Here is a 15,041-nt window from a genome sequence, read left to right as displayed (position 1 = left end):
ACTAGCAAATAGTCTTGAAATAAAAAATCGTTCCCTTATCTTCTATCAGAACCTGCATTTGCAGGCCTAGTACCAGCCGGTCTGGTTGCAGGTCGCGCCATTGGCTGTGCCGGCCTAACAGCAGGACGTGTAATTGGAGCAACTGGAGTAACTGGACGAGTAACTGGCCTTGTCGTTCCTGTACCAGGTCTTGTTGCTGGTGTTGTTGGGCGAGTCCCTGGCCCTGCAGAAGGATATACCGGCGTAACTGGACGGGTTGTTGGTCTTGTCGTACCTGGCCTTGTCGATGGATTTACTGGTGTAACTGGACGGGTCGTTGGTCTTGTTGTACCTGTACCTGGTCTAGTTGATGGATTTGTAGGTCGAGTTACTGGTCTTGTTGTACTACCTGGCCTAGTCGATGGGTTAGTAGGACGAGTCACTGGTCTAGTTGTATTACCTGGTCTAGATGGCCTAGTGGTTGTAACTGGCGCTGGTCTTTTATAATCCCGACCATTATAAGTTGAATTATAACGCCCGTTTGCCCGATTATCTCTAACAACAACAGAAGAATTTCTTCTAGTAGCATAATTGTTATAATACCTAGGATGTCTTATAACTGTCGTTCTACGATAATAAGGACTTCTATAATAATGTCCATGATACCCCCAATAATCATGATAATAAACAGGATGCCAAGGATGCCAATACGGAGGATAATACCCCCAATGCCAAGGCGATCTATACACAACATATACAGGCGAAAACAAAAACAACACTACTGGCCACGCACTCACACTAGTACTCACATAGCTTGGATTAGTTGTCGTATTATAGTTATTGACAGTATTGTTATTTATAATTACAGGAGCATCTCCTTTATAACCTGGATTAGGTGTTACCGATGTAGTATCAGCAGGCTCTACAATATAATTCTTACCATATAAATCTTTATCTCCAATAGCCTGAACATGTATCTTGTTATTCTTATCTTTAACAACTTCAATTACAGCAACATCCTGCGTTTCTTTACTGTTTACAGCAACCTGTAGTACAATCACATGAGTATTACCTTCTTTATGTCCTTCAACTTCAATATAATCGATTTGTCCATCATTATTTAAATCTAAATTATTAACCTTACTATCTGGATCGTTTAATGCTCTTTCAAAATCTTCTAATGTTTTAGATTTTTGAAAAACATCAAGTACAGCAAATAAACTAAGATTATCACCTGGCAAACCTAAAGCAACAGGCTCATCATTAGACTGAGAAAAAACAGGAAGACTAAACAAACTAGTCAACACAATAGCTAAAAATAATAGATCTCTTTTCATGTTAATAAGCAGTTAATTTATAAATATGTATACTAAGGTATAAAAAAACAAGTAAAGTTCAATGAATAATATAAAGGTTCTGAGGTATAAAGTTGCAAAGACACAAAGATACTGAGGCTCTTAGGTTCTGAGAAAGTTAAAACTGAGACTGAATACTGAAACTATAAACCGCAACTGTAAATTATGACCGCAAACTGCGACTGAATACTAAAACTGAATACTAAAACTGAATACCGCGACTGTAAACTGCGACTGTAAACTGCGACTGAATACTGCGACTGAATACTGCGACTGAATACTGCGACTATATCATCAGACTGAATAAGCACTAAAACGCTAAGACACCATCAGAAAAATTCCCATTTTCTTAATAAATTTATCAAAAAAAATTTAACTCTTACCTGCATTTACCTCTTGTAAAATAAGGATTGTAAGACTAATATTCTTAACTTTGCTTATAACCGTATTTTAAATACTCAAATTCCACCTGTAGTACCTTACAAAATCTGTTACGTTTTTTATAATATCATAGAAATAAAAATACAATGAAAAAACTTTCGCCTATTTTCTTTTTCTTTCTTTCCTTAACTTACGGATATGCTCAAATTGAAGTTTCACCAACTTTAGAAGGAGCTATTTATAAAGCTATAGAAAAAAGTACTTCTTTAAAAAATAAGGATTTAGATATTGAAAAATTAAACCTTCAAGAAAAAGGAGTCTGGAACAAATACATTCCTACTGTCGAAGCAAGTGCATTATACACCTATTTTGACAACAAGCTAACTGTAGATCTTCCTACTGCGACTATCCCTATTGTGAACTATCCTTTATTTGATGGGAAAACTGCTTTTAAAAATTATGGAAACATTTTTAACGGAAGTGTAATGGCAAAAACCGTTTTATTTAGTGGTATGCAAATTCCAAACGGAGCCAAAGCAATTCAAGAAAAATCAAAAGGAACAGTGTTTTTAAAAGAATCTGAAAAAGATGCAATCATAAAAGATGTCATTAATACCTTTGACCAATTAGAACTACTAAAAGAAATAGATAGACTTATAAAAGAAAGCGAAAAGCGTTTAGACACCGAAACAAAACGTGTTACAAAAGCAATAGAACAAGGTCTAGCAATACCATACGATAGAGATAAAATCAAACTAGCTTCACTTGAATTAGCATCTAAAAAAATTGAATTGGATGGTAAACGAAAATTAGTTTATAAAAAAATTCAATACTTAACAGGATATTCTATTCCTGAAATAGAGAATGTGAAATATGATTTAGTTCCCTATTTAATTACAGATCAAAAACTAAATGCTCAAAATAAACAAGAAATAAAAGCTTTAGAATCTTTTAAAACTGCATATGAATATTTGCTAAAGAAAGAAAAAGGCACTTATTTACCCACTTTAGGAGCATTTGGAGGCGTTTCGTATTCAAGTCTATTTAACGCTAACGCTACAACTCCAATAGTTACTGGTATAAATCAAGCCTTATATTTAGGACTAAATGAAGCAACCATAAGCAATAACTGGGTCGTAGGTGCTGCTATGAAATGGGAAGTGTTCTCTGGTTTTGAAAGAAAACATAAAGTACACGAAGCAAAAATCAACATTGAGCAGATGCAAAACCAAATTGATGACACTAAAGAAAAACTAGAATTACTGCTTGAAAAAAACTTAGTTGACTACAGTGTCCTAACACAAAAAATTGACATTACTCAACAACAAGAAAAAGTAGCAGACAATAATTTAAATTTGGCAATAAAACAATACAAAGAAGGCCTTATCAATATATCAGAACGTCTTGAAGCCGAAAATGATTCATACAAGGCATCTGTAAGCAAAACCACTACTTTAATCGATCAACGATTAGCAGCTATTGAAACAATAATTACTACTGGCGATTTATCAAAAAAACTATCTAAATAAAAGTTCTATTTTATGAAAAAAGCAATTATCATAATCAATTTAATTTTCATCCTTACTAGTTGTGGAAAAGAAAAAAAAGAAAATTTGATTCAAGGAAAAATAGAAAAAGAACAGATTGCTGTTGTTAGCAAAATTCCTGGCAAAATTTTAAAAATATTTGTCAAAGAAGGAGATATTGTCCAAAAAGGAGACACACTTGCAATTCTTGACATTCCAGAAGTAGATGCTAAAAAGAATCAGGCTGAAGGAGCTGTTATATCAGCAAAAGCACAATACAAAATGGCAGTAAAAGGAGCAACTGAAAACCAAATTAAGCAATTGGAAGCAAAAAAAATGGGATTAAAAGAACAATATGAATTTGCACAAAAATCGATAAAACGGTTAACAAATATGCTTAAAGATTCTTTAATCTCACAACAAACCTATGACGAAACTTTTGCTAAATACCAAGGAGCACAAGCTCAATACAATGCTGTTATTGCTGAATTAGATGACGCAAAAAAAGGAGCCCGCATTGAGCAACAAACAATGGCACTTGGTCAACAAGACAGAGCACTTGGAGCCTTGCAAGAAGTAGAAACTGCCGATAAAGAACGTTATATAGTAGCTCCACAAGATATGAGCATCGAAACTATAACATTAACAGTTGGCGAACTAGCATTACCAGGTTATACTTTATTTAATGGCTATATTGCTAATAGCACCTACTTCCGATTCACTATACCTGAAAGCCAATTAGAAAAATTCAAAAAAGGGCAAGAAGTAACCGTACATGTTCCTTACAAGAAAACTGATATCAAAGGAAGCATTAGTACAATCAAACAACTTGGAGCTTATGGAAATATCGCGACCGCTTATCCAGATTACGAAATGCAGGAAAGTCTATTCGAAATAAAAATTACCCCTTCCAATAGCAACGAGACAAAAGATTTAATTACAAAAACAACTGTTACCTTATCTCTTTAACTATGCAAAATTTCTTTTCATTGCTTAAACGGGAATTCAAATTATTCTGGAAAAACAAAGTGCTTCGATTACTTTTTATTGGCGCACCAATACTCTATGGTGTTTTATTAGGCTACGTTTACGGCAAAGGTAAAGTAACCGATTTACCTATAATTGTAGTAGATCAAGATCGTACCGAATTAAGTTCAAAAGCAATTCAGATGTTTGAAGACAATGAAGTTCTACACATAGCTTCAATTCTATACGATCAAAACAATCTTTCTGAGATTGCCATCCAAAAAGAAGCTACTTGCGTTGTCATCATTCCAAAAGGTTTTGAAAAAATGACACTCACAAAAAAGTATCCAGAAATTACGACCATTGTAAACACCTCCAATGTTTTAACCGCAAATTATGCATCAACTGCAATACAAGTTTGTCTTGGAACATTAAAGGCGGGAGTACAAATTGAAGCCTTAAGAAAACAAGGCGTTCCCGAAAACTTACTTATGACACAGTACGAGCCTTTTAAAACAACTTTTATAAAGAAATATAACCGCAGCACCAACTATATGTATTTTCTTTGGCCTGGTGTTTTAGCAACTGTTTTGCAACAAGTTCTTTTATTAGGCTTAGCACTTTCTTTTGCCTCTGAATTTGAAAATGGCACTTTTAAAGACTTAGTAAAAAAATGTCCATCCATTTTAAATTTACTGGCTGTAAAAATTATTCCTTACATGCTAATGAGTTTTGGTATCTGGCTTATATACTGGCTATTTACTTTATGGTTTAGACTTCCATTTTACGAAAACCTCCTCCCGCTCACATTCATAGCCGGAATATTTGTATTATCGGTTTCTTTTATTGGTATCCTAGTAAGCATTTTAATTCCTAATCAATTAAAAGCTACAGAAGTTTTAATGGTAATTGCAACTCCAAGTTTTATCCTAAGCGGATTCACATGGCCTTTAAGTCAAATGCCTCAGGCGGTTCAAGCAATCGCGAATGTGATTCCATTAACGCATTTCTTAAAAGCTTTCAGAATATTAATTATCGAAAATGGAACTTTTTCACAGACAACAAAACCAATTTGGAATATGGTTATTATTGGATTAGTTTGTTCAATTGCAGCTTACATTGCTTTGTATTACAAGAAAAAAAGCGCTTTAAAAGAAGCATAAACGCTTTAATTATCAGACATAAAAAAACGGCATAAGAACTAAACTTATGCCGTTTTTCAATATATCGAAAAAACTATTTTTCTATTTCTCGCATTGAATCCATTTTTTTATGCGCCAAGAAACCAGCAACATCTTCAAAATGCTCTTTAACACGTTTATTACCAAATTCAAAAACCTTAGTCGCTAATCCGTCTAAGAAATCACGATCGTGAGAAACTAAGATTAAAGTACCATCAAAATCACGCAAAGCATCTTTAATAATATCTTTGGTTTTCATATCCAAGTGATTTGAAGGCTCATCAAGAATCAATAAGTTAACAGGCTCTAGCAATAATTTTATCATTGCCAAACGTGTTTTCTCTCCTCCTGAAAGGACTTTTACTTTCTTTGTAATATCATCACCTTGAAACATAAAAGCACCAAGAATGTTCTTAATTTGAGTTCTAACATCTCCTACAGCAATAGCATCGATAGTTTCAAAAATGGTAGCATTTTCATCTAATAAAGAAGCCTGATTTTGAGCAAAATATCCAATTTGAGAATTATGACCAATTTCTACACTTCCTTCATCGATACCAATCTCTTTCATGATTGCTTTAATCATTGTAGATTTACCCTCTCCATTTTTACCTACGAAAGCAACTTTCTCTCCTCTTTCAATAACTATGTTAGCATCTTTAAAAACAACATGCTCTCCATATGATTTAGACAATTCCTTAACCACCACTGGATATTGTCCTGAACGAGCTGCTGGTGGAAATTTTAATTTCAATGCCGAATTATCAACTTCATCAACTTGTACGATAACTAATTTCTCAAGCATTTTAACACGAGACTGAACTGCATCTGTTTTTGAAAAAGTTCCTTTAAAACGATCAATAAAAGTTCTATTATCAGCAATCATTTTTTGTTGCTCATCGTATGCTTTTTGTTGGTGAATACGACGGTCTTTTCTCAGCTCTAAATAATGAGAATACTTCGCTTTGTAATCGTAGATTCTTCCCATTGTAACTTCAATTGTACGATTGGTAATATTATCTACAAACGCTCTATCGTGCGAAATTACAACAACTGCTTTTGCTGCATTTATTAAAAAGTCTTCTAACCACTGAATACTTTCGATATCCATATGGTTGGTTGGCTCATCTAGTAAAATTAAATCTGGTTTTTGTAAAAGGATTTTAGCCAATTCAATTCGCATTCTCCATCCTCCTGAGAATTCAGATGTTTGACGTCCAAAATCTTCCCGATCAAAACCTAAACCAACTAAGATTTTCTCAACTTCCGACTCATAATTAACCTCTTCTATTGCATAATATTTCTCGCTTAAATCCGAAACTCTTTCGATTAACTTCATATAAGCATCACTTTCATAATCAGTACGAACAGTTAATTGCTCATTGATTTCATCAATCTCAGCTTTCATTTTAAAAATTTCACCAAAAGCTTTCGATGCTTCTTCCATTACAGTCGAACCATCTTTAGTCAATAAATGCTGAGGCAAATAAGCTATAACAGCTTCTTTCGGAGCCGAAATACTTCCTGTAGAAGGCTTACTTTGTCCTGCTATAATTTTTAAAAGTGTCGATTTTCCCGCACCATTTTTACCCATAAGGGCAATTTTATCATTTTCATTTATAGCAAAAGAAACATCGCTAAATAATGTAGTTCCACCAAATTGAACTGAAATATCGTTAACTGTAATCATTACTTCGTGTGAATTTATTTAATCGGTCAATCGCTTAGCTAATAACCTTTTTTTTCGTGGTGCAAAGATATATTAATTAGAGTATTCAACAATACAATTAAACTCCCGACTCCTTCTATTTTTCTTTTTCTTCATTTTTCTTACATAATTTATTTTTTTGTCTTACCTTGTATAATAATTTATAAATTATAAAGACATGAGAACGAAATTAAACTTGGTAGCTTGCCTTATTGCAGGACTAATATTTGGACTTTCTGCAAATGCACAAAAAACTGTTATTAAAAAATCTCAATTACCTGTAAATGCACAGACGTTTTTGAAAAAACACTTCGCAGGACAAGAACCTACGTACATTCTTGAAGACAAGGAAATCATTTCTAAGGAGTACAAAGTTCAATACGCAAATAATACTGAAATAGAATTTGACAAAAAAGGGAACTGGAAAGAAATAGACGGAAAAAGCACTGCAATTCCAACAACCGTAATACCAGTTAAAATCAATGCTTATATCAAAGCAAACTTCCCTAAAACTAAAGTAACAAAAATAGAAAAAGAAACTTTAGGTGGTTACGAAGCAAAACTAAACAATGGTCTAGAACTAAAGTTTAATTCAAAAGGAGAATTTACCAAGATAGACAAGTAAAATTATACAAAAAACCTCGATTTCTAGAAATCGAGGTTTTTTGTTTTTTTAATCTTTACGCCATTTTTTCGTTTCTTCGAAAATGTGCTCTAAAATTGCAGCTTCTTTTTCATCAAAATCAATATTTCTACGTCCCATAACCAATCGAGCAGTCTCAAAAGCTTTTTTAGTAACATAGGTCGTAAAACCTGCAGCGCCACCCCAAGAAAAACTTGGTACAAAGTTGCGAGGAAATCCTGTTCCAAAAATATTTGCACTAACCCCAATTACTGTACCTGTATTAAACATAGTATTGATTCCGCACTTACTATGATCGCCCATCATTAAACCACAAAACTGAAGTCCCGTTTTAGCGAATCCTTCTGTTTCATAACTCCAAAGTTTTACTTCCTCATAGTTGTTTTTTAGATTCGAGTTATTAGTATCTGCTCCTATATTACACCATTCTCCTAAAACTGAATCTCCTAAAAACCCATCATGCCCTTTATTCGAATTTGCAAAAAGAACAGAATTCTTAACCTCTCCCCCTATTCTAGAACCTACTCCTACAGTTGTAGCGCCATAAACTTTAGCATTCATTTTAACTTGTGCATTTTCACATAAAGCAAAAGGCCCACGAATAACAGAACCTTCCATGATTTCAGCATTCTTACCTATATATATTGGCCCTGTAGATGCATTTAAAGTAACAAACTCTAATTTCGCACCTTCTTCTATAAAAATATTTTCAGGAGCAATAGTACTTACGCTTTTAGGAATTGGTTGCGATTTTCTATCTTCAGTTAAAAAATTAAAATCTTCACGAATTGCAGCATCATTTTTCGAGAAAATATCCCAAGTATTTTCTACAGTTAAACAATTTCCATTGTATTGAATAATTTCATAAGTATCAAAATCAACTTCTTCTTGATTTTCGCTTGTATAAAAAGCAATAACCTCTTCTCCTTTAAAAATAGCTTGATTTGTTTTTAAATCTGAAACTAGCTCTGCTAATTCAAAATTTGGCAAAAACGAAGCATTTATCATTACGTTTTCCTCAAGCTCCACCATCGGATATTTCTCTGATAGATACTCCTCGGTTATTGTAGTTGTAGTTGATCCCAAATGCATTTCCCATTTTTGACGTATGGTCATTATCCCAATTAAGATATCGGCAACTGGACGAGTAAATGTAAAAGGTAACAAGGCATTCCGGACAGGCCCATCGAATAGAATGTAATTCATATATTAATTTAATTTGGCAATATTTTAAAATCTTGATTTGGTTATCGACTTCAAAGTTACAAATATTTTATTTGTTTCAATAAACCATAAGCACTCTAAATCAAGCATTAAGACTGTATAATAAACAAAAAAGCCTCCCGAAAGGAAGGCTTTGATTTATTTAAAAACAAGCTAAAATTATTTAGCGTGTTTAGCGTATTTAGTTTTGAATTTATCAATACGTCCTGCAGTATCGATAAGTTTAGATTTACCTGTGTAAAAAGGGTGAGATGTTCTAGAGATCTCCATTTTTACAAGTGGGTATTCAACACCATCAACTGTTAATGTTTCTTTTGTATCTGCAGTAGATTTAGTAACAAAAACTTCTTCATTTGACATGTCTTTGAAAGCAACTAATCTGTAATTTTCTGGGTGAATTCCTTTTTTCATCTTTATTTTTATTTATTGTTTGGAGCGTTTTAATTTTGAAGCTTCTTCGTGGTTAGAAAAAGGTGTAAATGCAACTACTCTTTTTGTTTAAAATATTTTAATTATTTCAGTCTGCAAATTTACATATTTTTTTCAATAAACAAACTTTTGCCTTATTTTTTTTATCCCAAATCGAAAAGCATTTTTTATTCATGATTATATTGGGAATTGCTATATTTGTGGATTAATTTTAAAACATATAAATTATGATTAATGAAGTTATAAAAAAGAATGGAATTACTTATGGTATAATTATAGGTACAGTCTTGGCTCTTATTACCGCAATCATGTACGCAATAGATCTTAAATTATTTGTTTCAGGCTGGATTGGAGGCATGACTTTTGTTATTTTTCTAATTATTACTATTACTTTATTATCAAAAACTAAAAAAGATTTAAAGGGAATTTTCTCTTTTAAAGATGCATTTACAACTTATTTCGTTGCCATCCTTGTAGGTATTTTAATTTCAACTTTTTTCAACATCATCTTATTTAACGTAATCGACCCTAGTGCAAAAGAAACTCTAGGTGAATTAATCCGAAAATATATGGCTGAAACATTACAGAAATTTGGAACTCCAGCATCGGTAATAAACGATACACTAGCAAAAATGAAAGAAAGCAACCCATACGCTACAGCAGAGTTATTAAAGGCTTTAATTTTTAGTATTGTTGGCTATTCTATATTAGGATTAATAATGGCTGCCATTTTTAAAAGCAAAACTACACATCAAGAATAAAATAAATAAATGAATTTATCTATACTCATACCGCTTCTTAATGAAGAGGAATCACTTACGGAACTATATACATGGATCATTAAAGTGATGAAATCTAACAATTACTCATATGAAATCATTTTTGTAGATGATGGTAGTACAGATAATTCTTGGAATATTATTGAAGGGTTTTCTAAAGAAAATCCGAATGTAAAAGGCATTCGCTTCATGAAAAACTTTGGTAAATCGCAAGCTTTGCATGCTGGTTTTGCTAAAGCTAACGGTGATGTCATCATCACTATGGATGCCGATTTACAGGATAGCCCAGAAGAAATTCCGGGATTATACGAAATGATTACTACCCAGAAATTTGATTTGGTTTCGGGTTGGAAAAAGAAACGCTACGACTCTGTTGTAGCCAAAAATTTACCATCAAAATTATTCAATTGGGCCGCCAGAAAAACTTCGGGGGTCGAACTGAATGATTTTAACTGTGGCTTAAAAGCTTATAAAAACACAGTTGTTAAAAATATTGAAGTTTCGGGCGAAATGCACCGTTACATTCCTGTATTAGCAAAAAATGCTGGTTTTAATAAAATTGGAGAAAAAGTAGTACAACACCAGGCTCGTAAGTATGGTGAAACTAAATTTGGAATGGAACGTTTTGTTAACGGTTTCCTTGACCTAATCACGATTTGGTTTCTTTCTAGATTCGGAAAAAGACCTATGCACTTATTTGGCGCCATTGGATCATTTATGTTTATCATTGGATTTTTATTAGCAGGTTATATTGGAGTATCTAAATTATACCATATGTATACAGGAATGCGTTATAACTTAGTGACAAGCAATCCTTGGTTCTTTATTGCATTAACAACGATGATATTAGGAACTCAATTATTTCTTGCTGGTTTCTTGGGCGAAATTATTTTGCGCACCAAAAATAACGAAGAGCGTTATAAAATAGCTAATCAAGTTAATTTATAACACAAAATTTAGCCCTGATAGCAGTGGCATCCTTTGTGTTTTTGACACCAAAAACATAAAGATATAGCGGATAGCAGGAGATTGCTTCAAGAAATTATAGCAACTCCTAAAACAGCTCATTTTTTGACTTACAATTTAAAATTAATATACAAATGAATATAGCACCTAACATTTTAACTGCTGTAAACGAATGGCTAACGCCAGCATTTGACAATGAAACACAAGAGGCGATTAAAGAGATGATGACGACATCGCCTAAAGATCTTGAGGAAAGTTTTTATAAAAATTTAGAATTTGGAACTGGCGGAATGCGCGGTATTATGGGTGTTGGTCGTAACCGAATCAATAAATATACGCTTGGAAGAAACACACAAGGGCTTTCTGACTACATGCATAAAGTTTTCCCAAACCAAACCCTGAAAGTAGCAATTGCTTACGATTGCCGCCACAATAGCAATACTCTTGCTAAGGTGGTTGCTGACGTTTTTTCAGCAAATGGAATTCATGTTTACTTGTTTTCGGATATGCGTCCGACTCCAGAATTATCTTTTGCTCTTAAACATTTAGGTTGTCAATGTGGTATTGTACTTACCGCATCACACAATCCACCTGAATACAACGGATACAAAGTGTATTGGGAAGATGGCGGACAAATCGTTCCTCCACAAGATGCTGAAATTATCGCTATGATCGAAAGCCTTGATTATGCTAAAATTAAATTTCACGCAAACGAAAAATTAATTGAATACATCGATACTGAGATAGACAACGCTTTTATCAAATCATCTATTGAAAACGCAAGTTTCAATACTCCAGCTAAAGCTAAAGAGGATTTGCAAATTGTTTTTACATCTTTACATGGAACTTCAATAAAATCAATCCCTCCTACTTTATCTCAAGCAGGTTATGCTAATGTACATATTGTACCTGAGCAAGCTGTTCCTAATGGTGACTTCCCTACCGTAAAATCACCTAACCCTGAAGAGCCTGAAGCATTAACAATGGCACTTGCATTAGCTGATAAAACAAACTCAGATATTGTTGTTGGAACAGATCCAGACTGTGATCGCTTAGGTGTTGCCGTTCGCAATAACGAAGGTAAAATGATTTTGTTAAACGGAAATCAAACCATGATTTTAATGACTTCTTTCTTATTACAAGAATGGAAGAAAGCAGGCAAAATTAGCGGAAAACAATTTATAGGATCAACTATTGTTTCAACTCCTATGATGATGGAACTTGCAACAAGTTACGATGTTGAATGCAAAATAGGCTTAACAGGATTTAAATGGATCGCTAAAATGATCAAAGACTTTCCTGAACTTGAATTTATTGGTGGTGGAGAAGAAAGCTTTGGATTTATGGTTGGAGATGCTGTTCGTGATAAAGATGCAGTTGCAGCTACTTTATTAATTTGCGAAATGGCAGCTCAAGCAAAAGCAAACGGAAGTTCTGTTTATAAAGAACTTTTAAATCTTTATGTTGAACATGGATTCTACAAAGAACATTTGGTTGCTTTAACGAAAAAAGGAATCGAAGGATTACAGGAAATCAATCAGATGATGATTAATTTACGTGAAAATCCTGTAAAAGAAATAAATGGACAAAGAGTAATAATGGTAGAAGACTATCAATCATCGACAGCTCTAAACTTATTGAGCGGCGAAGTATCTGAAATGTCCATCCCAAAATCAAATGTGCTAATTTATTATACCGAAGATGGTTCTAAAATTTGCGCTAGACCAAGTGGAACAGAACCAAAAATTAAATTTTACATTAGCGTAAATACCGAATTGTACTCTGTTGAAGATTTTGATGCAACTAATGCTATTTTAGATAAAAAGATAAAAAACATTATCGCAGCAATGCAATTGAATTAATTTTTTTTTACTTCTGACTTACAGAGTTGATTTAAAAAAAATAAAAACATCTTGAATGAACAATTTCAAAAGAATATTTCCTTTTATATTTCCTTATAAAAGATACGCATACATGAATATTTTATTTAATATTCTTTATGCATTATTTAGCACGCTTTCGTTTATGGCATTAATTCCTATGATTCAGGTTTTATTTGACCAAACGAAAAGAAACACCACAATGCCTGTTTACAAAGGAATTTGGGAAATAAAAGATTATGCTGAAAATTACTTAAGCTATTATATCACGCAAGCAACCGATAATTATGGTGTAGGATACACACTCTCAGTAATGGTAGCCGTGATCATTTCAATATTTTTATTGAAAAACCTATGTGATTATCTCGCAATGTTTTTCATTACTTTTTTAAGAAATGGAGTTTTAAGAGACATGCGAAATGCGATGTACAAGAAAACACTTGAATTGCCTTTGTCATTTTTCTCAGAAAAAAGAAAAGGAGATGTTATTTCTCGTATTGCTGGTGATGTAAATGAGGTACAAACTTCGTTTCTTGCAATTTTAGAACTTATCGTAAAAGAACCTCTTACTATTGTGTTTACAATTATTGCTATGCTTGCCATAAGTCCGCAATTAACTCTTTTCGTTTTTATTTTCATTCCTGTTTCTGGATACATAATATCATTGATAGGAAAACAATTAAAAAAACAATCAACTAAGGCGCAACAAGAACAAGGAACATTTTTATCTACCATTGAAGAAACTTTAGGTGGATTAAAAGTAGTTAAAGGATACAATTCTGAAAATTACTTCAACAGTGTTTTTCAAAGCTCAACACAACGTTTCTTTAAACTATCAAACAGTATCGGTAACCGCCAAAACCTAGCTTCTCCTGCAAGTGAATTTATGGGAATCATGGTAATTGCAATTTTACTTTGGTACGGTGGTCAAATGGTTTTAATTGAAAAAACATTAAATGGCGCTTCATTCATCGCTTATATGGGATTAGCTTACAACATCCTAACTCCTGCGAAAGCTATCTCTAAAGCTTCTTATGGCGTAAAAAGAGGTAATGCAGCAGCAGAACGTGTATTAGAAATTCTAGACCAAGAAAACCCTATTACAAGCAAAGTTGATGCTATAGAAAAAACCTCTTTTGACTCTGATATCACAATCAAAAATATCAACTTTAAATACGAAACAGAAAATGTACTTAAAGACTTTTCTCTTCAAATAAAAAAAGGACAAACTGTTGCCCTTGTTGGACAATCTGGTAGCGGAAAAAGTACTATCGCTAACCTACTTACCCGTTTTTACGATGTAAACGAAGGTTCTATTTCTATTGATAACATCAACATAAAGGATATTTCTTTACACTCACTTCGTGACTTAACGGGATTAGTAACTCAAGATAGCATCTTGTTTAACGACACTATAAAAGCAAATATCTCATTAGGAAAACTTGACGCTACCGACGAAGAAATCATCGAAGCGCTTAAAATTGCTAATGCTTTTGAATTTGTAAACGAATTACCTCTTGGTATTTATACTAATATTGGTGATAGCGGAAACAAACTTTCTGGCGGACAAAAACAACGTTTATCAATTGCTCGTGCCGTTTTAAAGAATCCTCCCATTATGATTCTTGACGAAGCAACATCAGCATTGGATACAGAGAGTGAAAAATTTGTACAAGTTGCTCTTGATAACATGATGCAAAACCGTACTTCTGTTGTTATTGCTCACCGTTTATCTACTATCCAAAAAGCAGATTTGATTGTTGTTATGCAAAAAGGTAAAATTGTAGAACAAGGAACTCATGAGAGCCTAATAACACTAAACGGAACATATAATAAACTAGTTACAATGCAGTCGTTTGAATAATTTTTCATAATTTTAGGTATACGTAAGATGTAAACCCATTGAAAATAAAGATAACTAACACATAGAATTAAATCTTAAGGTGTTTCATTTTTCGAATAGTCGTAAGTGGCTAATCAAAAATGAAGCACCTTTTTTGGTTTTCATAAGATATCCATCTAAA

At 33.1% G+C, this 15,041-nt stretch carries 12 protein-coding genes; 8 read left to right on the top strand and 4 right to left on the bottom strand.

All coding sequences use genetic code 11. The annotated features are described in order from the left end of the window. Positions 1-35 precede the first annotated feature (35 nt). Positions 36-1,316 carry a hypothetical protein gene (locus tag QWY99_RS03775; protein WP_290261545.1) on the bottom strand — a complete coding sequence of 427 codons (1,281 nt, stop codon included), beginning with the start codon at positions 1,314-1,316 and terminating at the stop codon, positions 36-38. Between the two features lie 545 nt (positions 1,317-1,861). On the opposite strand from QWY99_RS03775, the gene QWY99_RS03770 reads away from it, so the two are divergent. The 3 genes from QWY99_RS03770 to QWY99_RS03760 are packed head-to-tail and all read left to right on the top strand — an operon-like array spanning position 1,862 to position 5,370. Next, complete coding sequence (locus tag QWY99_RS03770) at positions 1,862-3,244, top strand: TolC family protein (protein ID WP_290261543.1); 1,383 nt, start codon at positions 1,862-1,864, stop codon at positions 3,242-3,244. Positions 3,245-3,256: 12 nt separating this feature from the next. Then, the gene (locus tag QWY99_RS03765; RefSeq protein WP_290261541.1) at positions 3,257-4,210 is read left to right on the top strand and encodes an HlyD family secretion protein; all 954 of its coding nucleotides are present in this window, start codon (positions 3,257-3,259) and stop codon (positions 4,208-4,210) included. 2 nt (positions 4,211-4,212) lie between these two features. Beyond that, the gene (locus tag QWY99_RS03760) at positions 4,213-5,370 is read left to right on the top strand and encodes an ABC transporter permease (RefSeq protein WP_290261539.1); all 1,158 of its coding nucleotides are present in this window, start codon (positions 4,213-4,215) and stop codon (positions 5,368-5,370) included. A gap of 73 nt (positions 5,371-5,443) precedes the next feature. On the opposite strand, the gene QWY99_RS03755 is transcribed toward QWY99_RS03760, so the two are convergent. Further along, positions 5,444-7,078, bottom strand: a complete 1,635-nt coding sequence (locus QWY99_RS03755; RefSeq protein ID WP_290261537.1) for an ABC-F family ATP-binding cassette domain-containing protein — start codon at positions 7,076-7,078, stop codon at positions 5,444-5,446. Between the two features lie 196 nt (positions 7,079-7,274). Here QWY99_RS03755 and QWY99_RS03750 point away from each other — a divergent pair, with 196 nt between their 5' ends. Next, positions 7,275-7,721 (top strand): PepSY-like domain-containing protein, encoded by a 447-nt coding sequence (locus QWY99_RS03750; RefSeq protein ID WP_290261535.1) that lies wholly within the window; start codon positions 7,275-7,277, stop codon positions 7,719-7,721. Between the two features lie 48 nt (positions 7,722-7,769). Here the strand turns inward: QWY99_RS03750 and QWY99_RS03745 are convergent, their stop codons facing one another. Beyond that, on the bottom strand, positions 7,770-8,945 hold the full coding sequence (locus QWY99_RS03745; protein ID WP_290261533.1) for a GlmU family protein: 1,176 nt from the start codon (positions 8,943-8,945) through the stop codon (positions 7,770-7,772). 177 nt (positions 8,946-9,122) lie between these two features. Beyond that, positions 9,123-9,374, bottom strand: coding sequence for a type B 50S ribosomal protein L31 (locus tag QWY99_RS03740; RefSeq protein WP_290261531.1), 252 nt, complete (start codon positions 9,372-9,374; stop codon positions 9,123-9,125). A gap of 245 nt (positions 9,375-9,619) precedes the next feature. Here QWY99_RS03740 and QWY99_RS03735 point away from each other — a divergent pair, with 245 nt between their 5' ends. From QWY99_RS03735 to QWY99_RS03720, 4 genes are all read left to right on the top strand, one after another. Further along, on the top strand, positions 9,620-10,153 hold the full coding sequence (locus QWY99_RS03735; RefSeq protein ID WP_290261527.1) for a DUF4199 domain-containing protein: 534 nt from the start codon (positions 9,620-9,622) through the stop codon (positions 10,151-10,153). 9 nt (positions 10,154-10,162) lie between these two features. Next, positions 10,163-11,119 carry a glycosyltransferase family 2 protein gene (locus QWY99_RS03730; RefSeq protein ID WP_290261524.1) on the top strand — a complete coding sequence of 319 codons (957 nt, stop codon included), beginning with the start codon at positions 10,163-10,165 and terminating at the stop codon, positions 11,117-11,119. 152 nt (positions 11,120-11,271) lie between these two features. Beyond that, positions 11,272-12,999: a phospho-sugar mutase gene (locus QWY99_RS03725; protein WP_290261522.1), complete on the top strand. Its 1,728-nt coding sequence runs from the start codon at positions 11,272-11,274 to the stop codon at positions 12,997-12,999. 55 nt (positions 13,000-13,054) lie between these two features. Beyond that, the gene (locus QWY99_RS03720) at positions 13,055-14,881 is read left to right on the top strand and encodes an ABC transporter ATP-binding protein (RefSeq protein WP_290261519.1); all 1,827 of its coding nucleotides are present in this window, start codon (positions 13,055-13,057) and stop codon (positions 14,879-14,881) included. Positions 14,882-15,041 lie beyond the last annotated feature (160 nt).

Source organism: Flavobacterium branchiarum (genome assembly GCF_030409845.1).
In the GTDB taxonomy this organism is placed as follows: domain Bacteria; phylum Bacteroidota; class Bacteroidia; order Flavobacteriales; family Flavobacteriaceae; genus Flavobacterium; species Flavobacterium branchiarum.
Note: the sequence above shows the minus strand (reverse complement) of the source record. Positions and strands in the feature narration are given on the sequence as shown.